Here is a 15188-nt window from a genome sequence, read left to right as displayed (position 1 = left end):
GCATGAAAGTCCGTCGCGGCCTGTTAGGGCTGCTCACTGTGACGGCGTCGGCGGCTATCGGCTGTTCATCGAGTATTGCGGGTTCTCCCCAACCGGGCTTGGCACCGGTGGACGTCGGTTCACTCAACACCGGCTCATATGCGAACGAACCGACCGCATACGAGCCGAGGATAGGCAGCGCAGCGGATGTAATGGACATCGAGGCCAGGCGGATGCTCAACTATCTGGTTCTCCCCACCGATATCGACAGCGCGCTGACGGTGATCGGCGATGTCGAACTGTTCTCGTATCCCGAGGCCCCCTTCATCCGCAAAATCCTCCCCGACAAGTATCAACCGGTCACCGTCGACAACAAACTGATTGCCGGGGCGTACGTCTCGCGTATCAATCCCGATCTGCGCAACCGTAAGAAACTCATCGTTTCGATCCTCCGCTTCCCGACCGAACAGGCCAGCAGGAAGGCCGCGGAGGATTTCGACCGGATCACCAACGAGGATCCGGGCCGTCATCCCATCGCTGTCGATGGGCACCCCGATGCGAAAGCCACCTCGGCGGACGACATCACCGCGGTGTCCTTCCTCGCCAAGGGCCCTTTCGTAATCCTGACGAATGTCGGTGTGCCGCAGCCCGATCAAGCCGCGCTGGCGAGCGTCTTCAAGAAGACCATCGACAAGCAGATCGAACTGCTCGGCCAACTGCGCCCTGCGCCGCTCGACGACATCCTCGACGCCCCGCTGGACCCGGAGGGCGTCATGCGGCGTGCGGCACCGAAAGCGACGGACGGCACCGACCCGTTCTTCGTCGAGTACGACTTCGGGCCGCTAGAGCCTGCCGGTGAGCTGCACTACGAACGCAACGCGGTGGAGATGCAAGCGGTCTTCCGAGAAAGCGGCGTCGATCTCGTCGGGCGACGTGGCGGAATCGTCTACCGGGCACGGGATCTGCCCGCCGCGATCCGACTGCAATCGGCACTGGTCAGGCTGGGCAAGAACGACGAAGAACTGAACGCGCCGCCGGGCTTGCCCGACGCGCGCTGCGTCAGACTCGACACCACCGACTCGATCAGAGACTACGACCTGTTCTGCGCGGTGGTCCACGGACGCTATGTCGGGATCGTGGTCTCGAAGGCTCGCCTCTCCGGCGCTATCGACCCTGCTCTGTACCAGCGCGCGGCGGCCCAGTACGCGATCCTGGCGAAAAGCGAGTGATACCCATGCGATACCGACACAGTCTGTGCCTCGTCATTGCCGCCGTGGTCACCGCCGCTACGGGCTGCGGGCAAGACGACTCCGGACCAGCAACACCCGCCATCGATGTCTCGGCGCTGGATTCCGGCAACTACGCCTCGGTCCCTCGGGACGCGGAAACAATACGGTCGGATCAGACCGGTGCGGCACTGGAGGCCGTGCGAATCGGCGAGCATGTTCCGCTACCGGTCGAGATCGACGGCCGGTTCGCCTTCCAACGACTCGTGAACACCGACCGGAGGCTGACTCCGGACAACAACTCGACGCCCTATTCGATCGACCGCGAGGAGCTTCCGGCGCTGCTGCAGGGTTATGTCACCGGATGGGCTGCGTCCGCCGAACGTCGCGCCATACCGGCGCCCGGCCGGTCCGTCGAGATGCAAGTGCTCCGATTCACCGACGCCAACCACGCCGAAGAGGCGGCGAGAAGGTTCGCCGAGCGCCAAGCGGCGAACCTGCCGGGTGAGGCGGTCGGCATCCCGGGGTTCCCCAAAGCCCGAGCCAAATGGTCACCCGGCAAGAAGTATCTCGATGCCTGGCTGACGCAAGACGCACTACTGATGTATGTGCACATGGACGATCCGCTGACCGAGCCCCCAGAGGCGGCGCCGCTCGTCGCCTTCGTGCAGAAGGCTTTCACCGACCTGGTCGACGCTCTGAAGGGATACAGCCCGTCGCCGCTCGACAAGCTCGGCACGCTGCCGCTGGACCCGGACGGGCTGCTCGGTCGGGCACTCCCGCTCGAGGATGGTCAGAAACGGAAGTACGACCAATCCGTTGTGATGCCGGCACAGGCGGCGCTGCATTTCGAACGGCATCCTGGAATGATTTTGCCCGCGTTCGCGGACGCGAAAGTAGATCTTGTCGCGTACTCCGGCGGCCGGGTGTATCGCACCGCGAACGCCGATGCCGCCGAGCGCCTTCTCGCCGCATTCACGGAACTCGACGCGAGCGGTTATACACCGATGGACGGTCCGCCGAAGCTGCCCACTGCGAAGTGCTTCGACACCAAGGACAAGAAGAGCAACTCACCGCAGTATCCGCCGGTGTGCTTCGTAATCCACGACCGCTACGTGGCGCGGGTGACGGCAACGAACACCCAGCAGCTGCACCAGAAGGCAGCGGCACAATACAAGTTGCTGGCTTATCAGCAGTAGCCGAGAGGCAGAGATGACGCTCGCAAAGAAATCGTTTTCGACCCGCGCCGGCGCAGCGCTGTCGCTGGCCGTCGCTTTGACGCTAGGGCTGGGGGCCTGCGGGTCTGTGGTATCCGGAACGGCACAGCAGATTCAGCCGGACGTTTCGAAACTCGATGTCGGCAACTACGCGACTCAACCACGCACCGTCGGAAATGCGAAGAACGACAAGCAGGCTCGCTCACGCGAATCGCAGCGGCTTGGCGATTTCGTTGCCCTGCCTTACGAGGCGGATCCGTCCTATGTCGAGGACGTCTGGTACCTCCGGCCGCACATCGTGCTGAATCGCAAGACACTGGGCAACCTGGTTATCAACGACACCTTCGACGACGTTGCCAAGGACCTGGTCGCGGGCTGGGTCAACGCGTGGTCCACCGGCGGACCGAGCGAGGCGCCGCGGCGCACGATGAACGTCGCTGTCTTGATGTTCCCCGACGCGAACACCGCGAAGGCGGTCGGGCCGACGCTGGAACACGACGACTTCACCTACAACCGAGACAACGAGCCGGTCGCGATCACCAAACACCCCAACACGGCCGCACATTGGCGCCCCGGCGTCTCCTCGATCGGCTCGTGGACGGTACACGACCGCTACGTCATCTTCATCAAGGTCGTCGACGACACGTCCGGTCCCGATCTACCCGCGTTGGTCTCGCAAGTCGAGCGGATGCTCGACGTCCAGATTCCGCTACTGGACAAGTTCCAGCCGACGCCCAGCGCCGAGCTCGCCCGGATCCCGCTCGATCCCAGTGGCCTGCTCGGGCGCACACTGCCGAGCAACCCCACCGCGCCGTTCCGGCCGGAGCCAGATGGTGTCTACACGGGTCGCGGCGCGCTCTCGCTGTTCCAACAGCCAACGCCGGAGACGCTGGCGCTGTTGCAACGCGGCGAAGTCGACCTCGTCAGCTACGGCGACGCGGTGGTGTTCCGAAGCAAGTCCGCGAAGGGCGCCGAAGTGCTGTGGCGCGAGTGGCAACCGTCGAAAGACCTGCCCGCCAACCAAAAGCTCATCGGTTCGCCGACCGGCCTCGACGGGAACGTGGAGTGCTTCACCGAGTACTTCGAGAATTCCGGCAACCAGCAGGAACCGAAAGTCTCCGGAAACCTGTGCGTCCTTCAGTTCGGCCGCTACGTCGTGCAGGCACGAAGCTTGCACCCCCAGGACCTTTTCCAACGCATTTCCGCCCAATACGCCCTGCTGACAACGGGATGACGGGGCGGGCGCCGCGCTCGGCCGATACCACTCTCGCGGAGGCGATCACTCATGACGCGAGTCGATCGGCTAGGCGGTGCTTGCTAGATTCTTCCGGAAGGCTCGTGGAACCGGGCGTTCGAGATCGTCGAGGGAGGACCGAATGGCCTTGCGGCCCGGTGCAGTTGTGGGCGGATACCGGGTTCTTCAGGTTCTCGGTAGCGGCGGGATGGGAACTGTCTACCTGGCGCAGAACCCGATCCTGCCCCGCCGCGACGCATTGAAGGTACTGAGCGCCGATCTGTCGACCGACGCAGAGTTCCGCGCGCGCTTCGAACGCGAGGCCAACCTCGCCGCTGGACTGGACCATCCGAACATCGTCGCGGTCTACAACCGTGGCGAGGAGAGCGGCCAGCTGTGGATCGCCATGCAGTACGTCGACGGCACCGACGCGGCCGAGGAGGCGAAGAAGGGGCCATCGGTCATGACGCCGCAGCGTGCGCTGCGCATCATTTCCGAAGTCGGCAAAGGTCTCGATTACGCGCACCGGCGCGGACTCCTGCACCGAGACGTCAAGCCTGCCAACTTCCTGCTCTCCGCCGCCGATGAGGACGACGAGGAGCGCGTGTTGCTGACCGACTTCGGCGTGGCGAAATCCGCCGAGGACGGCCAGGACCTGACGGCGACCGGAAATTTCATGGCGACGGTCGCCTACGCCTCGCCGGAACAGTTGATCGGCGATCGGCTCGACCATCGCTCCGACATCTACAGCCTCGGCTGCGCCTTCTATCGGTTGCTCACAGGTCAGAACCCGTACCCGTCGACCATGCCTGCGGTGGTCATGATGGGGCATATGCACGAGCCGCCGCCGAAATTGAGTGCGGCACGTGCGGGCCTTCCTCCCGCACTCGACGCCGTCATCGAGAAGGTGCTCGCGAAGAGCCCCGACAACCGGTACAACTCGTGCCGAGAGTTCGTGCAGGACGCCGAAGCCGCGCTCTACGGTGCCCAGATGTTCCGCGCGCCCGGCGCTGCCTATGTAACCGATCCGCGCGCGGAGGTGCGGACGCATTTCACCGACCCGCGTGCCGAGCTGCGGACACATTTCACGGACCCGAGGCACGCGCTCACCGCGCCGGGCGACAGCCCGTACCCGCCGCAAGGCGGCTATACCCCGGCGCAGGAGGCGACGGATCAGCAGTTCGTCTCGACGGTGCGCAACGGTAGCGGCGCGAAGTCCTCTCGCGCGCGCAAGTTTCTGCTGCCCGCCATCGTCGCGGTGGTGATCGCGACCGCCGTAGCCGCGGGCACTTTCTTCCTCACCAGCGGGTCCGACTCGAGCGGTGGCGGCGGAACCCCGCTCGCCGACGTCCGCGACAACAATCCGCAGTTCGACGGAAAGACGATCCTCGCGCTCAACTTCGGAAATTCCACGATGTCCGCGGTGCTGAATCCGAGTACGCAGTCGAAGTTCCTGCAAGATATCGGCTTCCGCTACAGCACGAAATACAAGGCTGTCGGCGACGAGAAATCACCACGCCAGCTTTCACTGGGTATGTCCTCGGCCGAGATCGATTCCGAAGTGCTCATCGTCCTGCGAACGGACAGCGAGGCAGGCAACGGCGGTTTTCGCGGTCTGCCGAGCAGTATCACGAACAGTTCCGCCAAGATCGTGATCGTCGACGACCCAGCGACCATTCAGGCATTCCAGGTCTGGACCGACCAGTCGACCGGCGTACTCGTGGACAAGCTGGTGCCTACGATCGCGAAAGTGGTGAAGTAGCGCCACGGGTCCGAGTGGGCTCAATTCACCTGCCCCACAGAGCACCACGGTCAGCGCCGACGCGCGCTTGTGGACACTAAACGCTGGTAGCGCGAGGGGAACCCATTCGGTAGGGTGATGCGCAGCCAGCCCACTCGCCGATCAGGTGTAGCGAGCAGGGGGAAGGAGGGGAGCAGAGCGCTGGCAGCGACCGATGCGACGGCACCGCGGTCGAGATGTGGGGGGAGAAAGATCATCAGACCCTCCGTCCTCGGTGTAGCTGGTCGACCACGCGCAGGGGCGTCGAGACGCGATCGAATCCGCCGGAAATCAATCGAAGTCGGTGGAACCGATCGAGCCCAGAGCGCGTCCAATCATATGAACAGGGTCAGCTCACACTCCGGGCGTTGACCACGAGCAGGAGGAGGAAGCCGCTATGGCGGACAACTTGAAGGCTGATAGCGCACTCATCGCACAGAAGGCGAAGGAGTTCCAGGAGCAGCACAACAACCTGATGCTCGCCATCCGGCAGCTGAAGGCCGACGAGGACGCCGTCACCAACGGCGCGAACTGGCAGGGCCAGGCGCGCGACGCGTTCAACGCTTTCATGGAGCGCTACTACTTCCAGGCCGACAAGATGAACGACAAGCTGATGGAGACGTCGGAAAAGCTTGTCAAGATGAGCGGACAGTTCCAGGACCAGGACACCGACTTCGCCTCGAAGGTGCAGCAGCAGGTGTCGAGCCTCGACCTGCCGGCGCTCTGATCCCGTTCTTTCCCCAATCGCCGACAAAGGAGCCTGAAACATGAGCAAGCCCATCTCCGCCAATTTCTCGGGCGTCGAGTCCGGTGCCCAGCAGATCATCAAGCGCGCCGAAGGCATTCGCGACGAGCTGGAGGCCTTCCACAAGAAGGTCGAGCAGTACGTGGCCGACCACGGCGCCGGTGCCGCGAACGAAGCCTTCAGCGAGCTGCAGCGGAACTGGCAGAACCACGTTCTGCAGCTGCAGCAGACCCTGAACGGCGCCGCACAGCTGGTCAGCACCGGTAACTCCGAGCTGCAGGGCACCGACTCCGCGCTCGCGAACCTCTTCTGAGTTCGACTCGATCGGTTCGAAGCATTCGGGCCCCCAGCAATCTTGCTGGGGGCCCGAATCAGTTTGTGCCGAGCGGTTTTCCGCTCACGGAATCACATGCACCGTCGACGCGAAATTCTCGCACGTCGGCTCGAAACCGCTCCACGCGTTCCCCACGTACTGGCACCCGATGCTGACCTGGATTCCGTGTTCCACCAGCACATGCCATTGCACCGTGGACCCTTCCGGGCGTTCCACGTAGGAGAGTCCGGAGCGGCCGCCGAAGACGACGTCGCGGCGGAGGTCGCCGATGGACGGCTTCGTCTTCATCTGGGCTTCGAGGTTGGCGGCGATCTGTTCGTAGCCGGCGTTGGGGGCGACGGGGGTTTGGACGAGGGTCATTCGGTAGCGGGCGCCGTCTTGGGGGGACAGGTCGACGCGGCCGCCGTTCTGGCCGGAGGGCGGGGCGAGTCGCCAGCCGTCCGGCACTTTGAAACGGATGCGGCCCACGGTTTCCTGCGCTCCCGGGGAGTCCGTCGGGGGCAGCGAGGGGATGGGTGGGACGGACAGTGTGATCGGTGCGGTGCTGGATGGCGCCGCGGCCGGGGCTTCGTCCGAGCCGCCGGACGCGACGATGCCACCCACGACGACCGCGGTCACCACCGCGATCACGGCGACGCCCGCGAGGACGTACTTGGCGATCGGACGGTCCGGGGACTGGGCGGCGGCGCGTTCGCGCAGCGGCTGGAGCCATTCGTTGGTGGGTAGGGCCGGGGCCGCTTCGGGGCGGTACTCGGGTTCCTGGTGTGCGCCGCGGACGAGTTCGCCGCCGGAGATGGGGCGTAGTTCGGCGTCGGGGCCGCAGGACTGTTGGACGGCCGAGGCGATGAGGTCGAGCTTGGCGGGATCGGAAACACCGACGGCCTGAACGACATCCGCCGGGCGGCCGTCGAGGAGACGGGTGATCAGGCTGGTCAGGGTGTCGAAAGCGCGCTGATCGGCGCCGAGGTCGGCGAGCGCGAGGTTCGGTTCGTGCTCGCAAGCTTCGACCTGGACGCCGAGGTGGCTGCGGGTCACCGCGGTGGCGGTGGTGGTGATGGCGCCGAATTCGAGGACGACGGTGCGGCGGCTGCGCGCGGTGCCGTCGTCGACGGTGACGGCGCGCGAGGCGATCTCCTCGAACACGACGTCGTGCGCGAACCGGCGCGCGGCCGCGTCCAGCACGGCGCGGCGGCGGCCGCCCCAATCCGTCGGGCAGACGAGGGTGATGCGCTCGCACGGGACGCCGACGCCGAGGTTCTCCAGCACCGTGCCGAAGACCGCGGTCAAGGCTTCCGGCACGGCGGGAACCCGTGGCAGCAGCGCGATCCGCTCGGCGGGCACGAACTGCACGGCGGAGCTGACCTGGGTCGGCGGGTTCAACGACTCGCCGACGACCAGGTTTCCGTTGCTGCCCAAGACGACCGATGGCGGCGCGTCCCAGTGCGTGGCCGGGCCGCGCGCCCAGATGCGGGTGTCCGTCAGGACCAGGTCGACCGTCGACATCACTCGGCCGCCGGCATCCATGCCAGCTGGATGAGCTCCTGGGCGTTACGGGTGATGTACGTACCGCGGCCCGGGGGCAGCGGACTCGGCCGCACCGTACCCATCAGCACGCCCTCGTCCTTCGGGCAGCTCATGATCAGGCCCGCCGAACCGAGATCCTTCATCCGCGCCATGGTGGCCTCGTACATGGCCCGGCTGGCGCCACCCGCGCGACGGGCGACGATCAGGTGGAAGCCGAGATCGCGGGCGTGCGGCAGGTGTTCGACGAGGGCCGAGACGGGGTTGCCCATGGAGGTGGCGACCAAGTCGTAGTCGTCGACGATGACGTACAGCTCCGGCCCGTTCCACCAGGACCGTTCGCGCAGCTGCTGCGGGGTGACGTCCGGGCCGGGCGTGCGCTGGGCGACGTAGGCGGCCAGGTCGTTCATGTTCTGCGTGAACTGCGGTGCGGTGGAACCGTATCCGGCGAGGTAGCCGTCGGGCACCAGGCCGAGCATGGTGCGCCGGTAGTCGCCGAGGATGAAGCGGGCCTCGTTCGGCGAGTTGGCGGCGGCGATGCCCTCGATGATCGAGCGCAACAGCGTCGTCTTACCCGACTCGCTGTCACCGATGATGATGAAGTGCGGGCTCTCGTTGAAGTCGAGGTAGACCGGCGCCAGCTCGGATTCGTTGATGCCGAGCGGAATACGCACGTTCTTGACGCCCGAGTTGAGCAGCGACGGCCAGTTCCCTGCGAGCTGCAACAGCTGTTCGCGCGGCAGCACTTCGGGCAGCATGCGCGCGGCGGGCGCGTGCCGACCAGGGGTCAGGCGCGCGATGGTCGCCACGGCATCCGCGACGGCCTGGCCGAGCATGGTCGGGTCGGAGCTGCCGTCGATGCGCGGCAGACCGGTCAGCATGTGCAGGCAGTCCGGCGTCATACCGCGACCGGGGCGGCCCATCGGGACCTGCGCCGCGAACTTGCGGCCGAGGTCGGAGTCCATCGGGTCACCGAGCCGCAGCTCGATGCGCGTGCCGATCTGGTCCTTGAGCGCCGGGCGCGCCTCGGCCCAGCGGGCCAGCGCGATGACGACGTGCACGCCGTACGAAAGACCCTGCACCGCAAGGTTCATGATCGGTTGCTCGAGCGGATCGAAGTCCTGGCGGATCGAGCCGAAGCCGTCGATCACCAGGAAGACGTCGCCGAACGGGTCCTCGTGCGCGCCGGCGGCGGCGGGGCTGCTCGACGGATCCATCGAACGCAGTCGGCGGAACTCCGCCATCGACTCGATACCGAGCTGACGGAACCGTGCCTCGCGCTGGCGGACGATGGTGGTCATCTCGGCGATGGTGCGCCGGACCTTGTCCTCGTCCAAACGGCTCGCCACCGAACCGACGTGCGGCAAACCCTCCAGGCTGGCCAAGGTACCGCCACCGAAATCGAGGCAGTAGAACTGCACCTGCTCGGCGGTGTGCGTCATCGACATCGCCATGATCATCGTGCGCAGCGCGGTGGACTTGCCGGACTGCGGACCGCCGACCACCGCGACGTTGCCTCGCGAACCGGACAGGTCCACGACCAAGGGATCGCGGCGCTGGTCGTACGGGCGGTCGACGATGCCGATCGGCGCGCGCAGCGTCGCGACGGCCGAGTACTCGCCGGTGAGGATCGAGCGCGGGATGAGCTGGTCCAGCGTCGGCGCCTCGTCCAGCGGCGGCAACCAGATCTCGTGCGCAGGGCGGCCGTGCCCGCGGATGCGGGAGACGAGCATGTTGAGGTTCGAGATCTGCTCGCCCTCTTCGGTCCGGTGCTCCTCCGGCTCGTGGTTGGCCTGGGTGGGCAGCGGGACCCGGTCGATGGCACGGAAGTCCACGTGGTGGGCGGTGAAAGGCCGTGCCTTCACGTCGATCTCGCCGCCCGCGACACCGGCCTGGGTGACCTCGCGCTGCGAGCCGCCACCGACGTACGGGCCGGAGACGTAGGACGCCTGGAAGCGCTGGATCTCGCCGGAGTCGGACTTGAGGTAACCACCACCGGGTGTGTTGGGCAGGTTGTAGGCGTCGGGCACGCCGAGCACCTGACGGGACTCGTTGGCGGAGAACGTCTTCAGACCGATCCGGTAGGACAGGTGGCTCTCCAGGCCCTTCAGCTTGCCCTCTTCGAGGCGCTGCGAGGCGAGCAGCAGGTGCACGTGCAGCGAGCGGCCGAGTCGGCCGATCATCACGAACAGTTCGGCGAAATCCGGGTGCTGGGTGAGCAGTTCGGAGAACTCGTCGAGCACAACGAACAGCGCGGGCAGCGGGTCGAGATCGGCGCCCGCCGCGCGCGCCTTCTCGTATTCGGAGACGTTGGCGAAGTTGCCCGCCTGGCGAAGCACTTCCTGGCGGCGGTTCATCTCACCGGCCAGCGCGTCCTTCATACGGTCGACGAGATCGGCCTCTTCCTCGAGGTTGGTGATGACGGCCGCGACGTGCGGCACGCCCTCCAGACCGAGGAAGGTCGCACCACCCTTGAAGTCGACGAGCACCAGGTTCAGCTGGTCCGGCGAGTGGGTGGCAAGCAGGCTGAGCACCAGGGTGCGCAGGAACTCCGACTTACCGGAACCGGTGGCGCCGATGCACAGACCGTGCGGGCCCATGCCGTTCTCGGCGGCCTCCTTGATGTCCAGCTCGATCGGCAGACCCGCGGCGTCGACGCCGAACGGAACGCGAAGGCGCTCACGGCCGTAGCGCGGGCGCCAGGCGCTCTCGGGGTTGAACGAACCGATGTCGCCGAGGCTCATCAGCTGCGCCCAGGTCGAGATGACCTCGGTGTCCTCGGTCTCCACGTCGCTGCTGCGCTGGGTGGCCGCGCGGTAGGGCGCGAGCCTGCGCGCGGCCTGCTGGGCCTGGTGCGCGCTGATCCGGTCGATGAGCGCGAACCGCTCCTGATTGCCGGTGGCGCCGCGGCCGACGCACTCGCCGTTCTCGACGACCATCTTGATGCCGCGCGAAACCGCGAGGCGCGGTGCGTATCCGCAGAGGTCGATGATGGTGACGCCCTCGTAGCCGGATTCGCGCAGCTGGTCGTCCTCGGCCTCCAGCAGACCGCCGTCGACCACGATGACGACCTGCACCAGACCGGCGTTCGCGGGCTGGTTGCGCGAGTAGCGGACGCGGTTGGCAAGCAGCGGGTGCAGGCTGGCGGTGGCCTCCCGGATCGAGCCGTAGAACATGCGCTGTGTGCCGATGCCGTCCTGGGCGTCGGGATGCTGGGTGTGCGGGAGCCACTTGGTCCACTCCCACTCGCGCGCGGTGTCCGGGCCGCACACCACGGCGACGAGCACCTGGTCCGGTCCCTGGAACATGCACAGCTGCAACAACATCGCCCGCACCATGTCGCGGGCCTCGTTCCGATCGCCGTCCAGCGCGATGGTCGCGAACCCCTTCACCGCGATGGCGGTCGGCAGATCCGGCACCGTCGAGTGCGCGCGCACGAAGCGGCGCAGCGACACCGCCGCGATCGGTTCCAGTTCCTCGACCGGGCCGGTCTCCGGCGCGACAAGCCGGGTGGCGAGGCGCTGACCGCCGATGCCGATGCGCGCGTGGCAGAAGTCCTTGTCCCCCGCGCGGCGCTCCCACATGCGGCTGGTCCCCGCGAGCATCCAGATCAGGCCGGGCTCCGGGTGGCTCCATTCCACCGACGCGCGTTGCTGTTTGGCGGTCTCGTCGACGTCCTTGCGCACCTGATCGAGGTAGCGCAGGTAGTCCTTGCGGTCCTCGTTCGCCTCGGCCGCCTTCTGTCCCTTGCCGCCGCCCTGGCCCGCGAACATGCCGACCATCGAGAACAGCATCATGATCGGGAACATCATGCTCATCGGGTTCGACGCGATGCCGCCGCCCTGCGTGAACAGCAGCGCCATCATGCCGACCATGCCGATGATCATCACGACGGGCATCAGCTTCATCAGCAGATTGCCCGGTGTGACCCTGGGGATCTCGGGCGGCGGCTGCAAGGTGACCTCGCCGCCCGGCGTACGCGGCATCTCCCGGCGAGCACGGCGCTGGAACCGGACGGTGCTCATGCCTGCGCCTCGCTGGCGCTCGGCTCCGGCATGCGCACAGCGCGCTGGCACATGGATCGCTCACTGCGTTCGCTCAACGAGAATTTCCCCCTCTTCACATGCTGCGACTTCGGGCTCAGTGTAGAGGCCACCGCCGACATGTCGTACAGTTCGACCTGCATTCTGCTGCCCCGACGCCAGGGTCGCAAGCTCGCCCCCCAGCGCGACGGGTCAGCGGAAAATCGAGGTAGAACACCAGGTTGGGGGAAGTTTGACGCACGCGCGACTTGACCACATCGACGAAGACTCCTCGCGCGGTATCGTCCGTGCGCCGGACCTGGCTCGGGTGACGATCCTGGCGAAGCACACCCAGGTGGACATGGCGATCCCGGTCGACGTGCCGGTCGCGCTGGTGATCCCGAGCGTCGTCGACATGGTCGCTCAGCACAGCCGCACCAACGATTTCGACAACGAAGGCGAGCGCTTCGAGCCCGCCGAGTGGGTGCTGGCCAGAATCGGTCACCCGCCGTTCTCCAACTCGCTCAGCCTCGGCGAGCACGGCGTGCGCGACGGCGAACTCCTCATGTTGGAGAGCGCATCGCACACCGCGCCCACACCGCTTTTCGACGACATCATGTACAACGTCGCGATCGCGGACACCGACCACTACCGCAGCTGGACGCCGAAGACCGCGCGGCTCACCGGCTCCGTCCTCGCCGCGCTCACGATGATCGTCGGTTGCCTCGGCCTGTTGCTCGCGCCGGAGGAGCTACCGGAGTGGGTCAGCGGTTCGATCGCGCTGGCGGTGGCGATCCTGCTCGTCGTGGCGGGCATGGTCCTGAGCCGGATGTACGGCGACACCGCGACCGCGCTCGTCCTCGGCGGCTGCGCGCTGCCCGCCGCGCTCACGGCCGGAATGCTCTACGTACCTGATCATTACGGCTGGGCGCACATCCTGCTCGGATCGGTGTTGGTTGGGGCCACCGCGATCCTCGCGTGGCGCGTCACCGGCGTCGGTCTCGCGCTGTTCATCGGCGCGGCCGCGCTCGCGGTGTACGCGGTGCCCGCCGCGCTGGTCGGGCTGCTCACCGATCAGCCGCTGAAGGCGATCGGCGCGGTGGCCGCGGCGCTTGGTCTGGCGGGTCTTTCGCTGTCGCCGCGTATTTCGATGCTGCTGGCCAAACTGCCGCTGCCGCCGGTGCCTTCGCCGGGCACGCCGATCGACCCGACCGAGGACGACCCCGACGATCACCGCGCGCTGCCGACCATGGAGGCGCTGCGGGTGAAGTCGGAGCGGGCCCGCATGTACCTCGCCGGTCTGGTCTCGGCGACCACGCTGGTCACCGTCGCGGGCGCGCTCGCCGCCACCGATCCCGAGTCCGGTGACCCGTACTGGCAGGGCATCGCGCTCGCGCTGGTCTGCGCGGCGGTGCTGATGTTCCGCAGCCGCACCTACGCGGGCGCCGAGCAGGCGGTCGTGCTGATCGCCGGTGGCGCGTCGATCGTGCTGATCATGTTGGTGGGGGCCGGTTTCGCGATGGACATGCCGCTCGCCGTCTTCGGCACGGCGATGCTGATCCTGGTCGCCGCGCTGATCCTTGGCATCATCGTCCCGAACCAGTCGGCGACGCCGCCGATGCGCCGCGGCGTTGAGCTGCTGGAGTACGCGTTCGTCGCGGCGGTACTTCCGCTGGTGTTCTGGGTCGCCTCGCTCTACTCCCTCGTCCGCGGGCTGTGAACGCGCACTTGCGCGTCGCCGCCGTCGCGGTGACGCTCGGGCTTTCGGCATCGTTCGGCGTCGGCTCCGGACACGGTGTGGCGCAGGCCGATCGGCCGCCCGCGGTGAATCCGGCGCTGCGGCCTGCGGGCGATCCCGCCGCGCCGCCCGAGAAGACCGAACGCCCGCCCAACTCGAACTGCGCCGACATCGTGACCGGCGGCGACGGGCCGACCATACCCGCGGCGCAGCGCGCGCTCGATCTGGAGCGCGCCTGGCAGTTCTCCAAGGGCGCGGGCCAAGTCGTCGCGGTCATCGACACCGGAGTCGCGCGGCATCCGCGGTTGCCCGGTCTGGAGGCGGGCGGCGATTTCGTCGCCGCAGGCGGTGACGGCACCGAAGACTGCGACGGTCACGGCACTTTCGTCGCCGGACTGATCGCGGCCTCGCAGGTCGAGGGACAGGGCTTCGCCGGTGTCGCGCCCGAGGCGCGCATCATCACCATCCGCCAGACCAGCAAGATGTATCAGCGCGAAGGCGCTTCGCGGAACAAGGGCCCCGACGACCTGCCCGACGGCTACGGCACCCTCGCCACCATGGCGTCGGCGATCGTGCGCGCGGTGGACATGGGCGCGACGGTCATCAACATCTCCGAGGTCTGGTGCGGCTCGTCCAACGACGTCGACGGCGCGATCGGCGCGGCGTTGCAGTACGCGCTGGACAGCAACGTCGTGGTGGTCGCCGCGGCGGGCAACAACGACACCGAGCAGTGCAAACCGGTGAACAAGGTGATCGACCCGCTCGACCCGACGTCCGATCCGTGGAGCAACGTCACGGTCAACGTCAGCCCGGCGCGCTGGGACGACTACGCCCTCTCGGTCGGCTCGATCGACCAGAACGGCGCACCGTCCAAGTTCACCGTGCCCGGTCCCTGGCTGAGCGTGGCGGCGACCGGCGAGAACATGGTCTCGCTCAACCCGCGCGGCGACGGCACCGCGATCGGCGCGGTCGATCAACGCGGGCAGCAGAACCCGATCAGCGGCACCAGCTTCGCCACGCCCCTGGTCTCCGGCGTCGTCGCGCTGGTGCGCGCCCGGTTCCCGGAAATGAGTGCGCGCGAGGTCATCCGGCGCGTCCAGGCCACCGCGCACGCGCCCGCCGAGGGCTGGAACCAGTACGTCGGCTACGGCGCGGTCGACCCGATCGCCGCGCTGACCAACGCGGTGCCCGACAAGCTGCCGCCGAAGCGGCCGACACCGCCGCGCAGCGAGCAGCTCGCCGTGCCCGCACCGCCGCCGCCACCGGACAACACCGCGCGCGACGTCGCGTTGATCGGCACCGGCATCATCGCGACCGCGTTGATCCTCGGCTACCTCGCGTCGTTCCCGATCCGCCGCCGCTTCGGCGTCACCTCGGACGACATGTGACCGC

Annotated in this window: 10 protein-coding genes; 8 read left to right on the top strand and 2 right to left on the bottom strand. The window is 67.2% G+C overall.

All coding sequences use genetic code 11. The features are described from left to right. Positions 1–2 precede the first annotated feature (2 nt). The 6 genes from CRP45_RS23350 to CRP45_RS23325 all read left to right on the top strand — a co-directional run bounded on the left by CRP45_RS23350 (position 3) and on the right by CRP45_RS23325 (position 6494). Positions 3–1208, top strand: coding sequence for a DUF7373 family lipoprotein (locus tag CRP45_RS23350; RefSeq protein ID WP_097246955.1), 1206 nt, complete (start codon positions 3–5; stop codon positions 1206–1208). A 5-nt stretch (positions 1209–1213) separates the two neighbouring features. Beyond that, positions 1214–2404, top strand: coding sequence for a DUF7373 family lipoprotein (locus CRP45_RS23345; RefSeq protein ID WP_143861527.1), 1191 nt, complete (start codon positions 1214–1216; stop codon positions 2402–2404). Positions 2405–2510: 106 nt separating this feature from the next. Further along, positions 2511–3656 (top strand): DUF7373 family lipoprotein, encoded by a 1146-nt coding sequence (locus CRP45_RS23340; RefSeq protein WP_245910364.1) that lies wholly within the window; start codon positions 2511–2513, stop codon positions 3654–3656. 208 nt (positions 3657–3864) lie between these two features. Next, positions 3865–5418 (top strand): serine/threonine-protein kinase, encoded by a 1554-nt coding sequence (locus CRP45_RS23335; protein ID WP_425436957.1) that lies wholly within the window; start codon positions 3865–3867, stop codon positions 5416–5418. Between the two features lie 415 nt (positions 5419–5833). Next, on the top strand, positions 5834–6163 hold the full coding sequence (locus CRP45_RS23330; protein ID WP_067785002.1) for a WXG100 family type VII secretion target: 330 nt from the start codon (positions 5834–5836) through the stop codon (positions 6161–6163). A gap of 40 nt (positions 6164–6203) precedes the next feature. Next, on the top strand, positions 6204–6494 hold the full coding sequence (locus CRP45_RS23325) for a WXG100 family type VII secretion target (RefSeq protein WP_067785005.1): 291 nt from the start codon (positions 6204–6206) through the stop codon (positions 6492–6494). Positions 6495–6578: 84 nt separating this feature from the next. Here CRP45_RS23325 and CRP45_RS23320 read toward each other — a convergent pair whose 3' ends face one another. After that, the gene (locus CRP45_RS23320) at positions 6579–8039 is read right to left on the bottom strand and encodes a type VII secretion-associated protein (RefSeq protein ID WP_097246948.1); all 1461 of its coding nucleotides are present in this window, start codon (positions 8037–8039) and stop codon (positions 6579–6581) included. Next, positions 8018–12061 carry a type VII secretion protein EccCa gene (eccCa, locus tag CRP45_RS23315; RefSeq protein ID WP_097246947.1) on the bottom strand — a complete coding sequence of 1348 codons (4044 nt, stop codon included), beginning with the start codon at positions 12059–12061 and terminating at the stop codon, positions 8018–8020. Before eccCa ends, CRP45_RS23320 begins: the two co-directional genes overlap by 22 nt. Before the next feature lie 250 nt (positions 12062–12311). Here eccCa and eccD point away from each other — a divergent pair, with 250 nt between their 5' ends. Together eccD and mycP are read left to right on the top strand one after the other, a co-directional pair. Then, complete coding sequence (gene eccD / locus CRP45_RS23310) at positions 12312–13778, top strand: type VII secretion integral membrane protein EccD (RefSeq protein WP_097246945.1); 1467 nt, start codon at positions 12312–12314, stop codon at positions 13776–13778. Then, positions 13775–15184 carry a type VII secretion-associated serine protease mycosin gene (mycP, locus tag CRP45_RS23305; RefSeq protein ID WP_245910363.1) on the top strand — a complete coding sequence of 470 codons (1410 nt, stop codon included), beginning with the start codon at positions 13775–13777 and terminating at the stop codon, positions 15182–15184. Before eccD ends, mycP begins: the two co-directional genes overlap by 4 nt. Positions 15185–15188 lie beyond the last annotated feature (4 nt).

This window comes from Nocardia amikacinitolerans (assembly GCF_900215415.1).
Classification (GTDB): domain Bacteria; phylum Actinomycetota; class Actinomycetes; order Mycobacteriales; family Mycobacteriaceae; genus Nocardia; species Nocardia amikacinitolerans.
This window is presented reverse-complemented; position numbering and strand designations above follow the sequence as displayed.

What these genes read in the sequence shown, in the direction of transcription:
- CRP45_RS23350 (WP_097246955.1), top strand. Translation starts at nt 3, where the DNA reads ATGAAAGTCCGTCGCGGCCTGTTAGGGCTGCTCACTGTGACGGCGTCG.
- CRP45_RS23345 (WP_143861527.1), top strand. Translation starts at nt 1,214, where the DNA reads ATGCGATACCGACACAGTCTGTGCCTCGTCATTGCCGCCGTGGTCACC.
- CRP45_RS23335 (WP_425436957.1), top strand. Translation starts at nt 3,865, where the DNA reads ATGGGAACTGTCTACCTGGCGCAGAACCCGATCCTGCCCCGCCGCGAC.
- CRP45_RS23330 (WP_067785002.1), top strand. Translation starts at nt 5,834, where the DNA reads ATGGCGGACAACTTGAAGGCTGATAGCGCACTCATCGCACAGAAGGCG.
- CRP45_RS23325 (WP_067785005.1), top strand. Translation starts at nt 6,204, where the DNA reads ATGAGCAAGCCCATCTCCGCCAATTTCTCGGGCGTCGAGTCCGGTGCC.
- CRP45_RS23320 (WP_097246948.1), bottom strand. Translation starts at nt 8,039, where the DNA reads ATGGATGCCGGCGGCCGAGTGATGTCGACGGTCGACCTGGTCCTGACG.
- eccCa (WP_097246947.1), bottom strand. Translation starts at nt 12,061, where the DNA reads ATGAGCACCGTCCGGTTCCAGCGCCGTGCTCGCCGGGAGATGCCGCGT.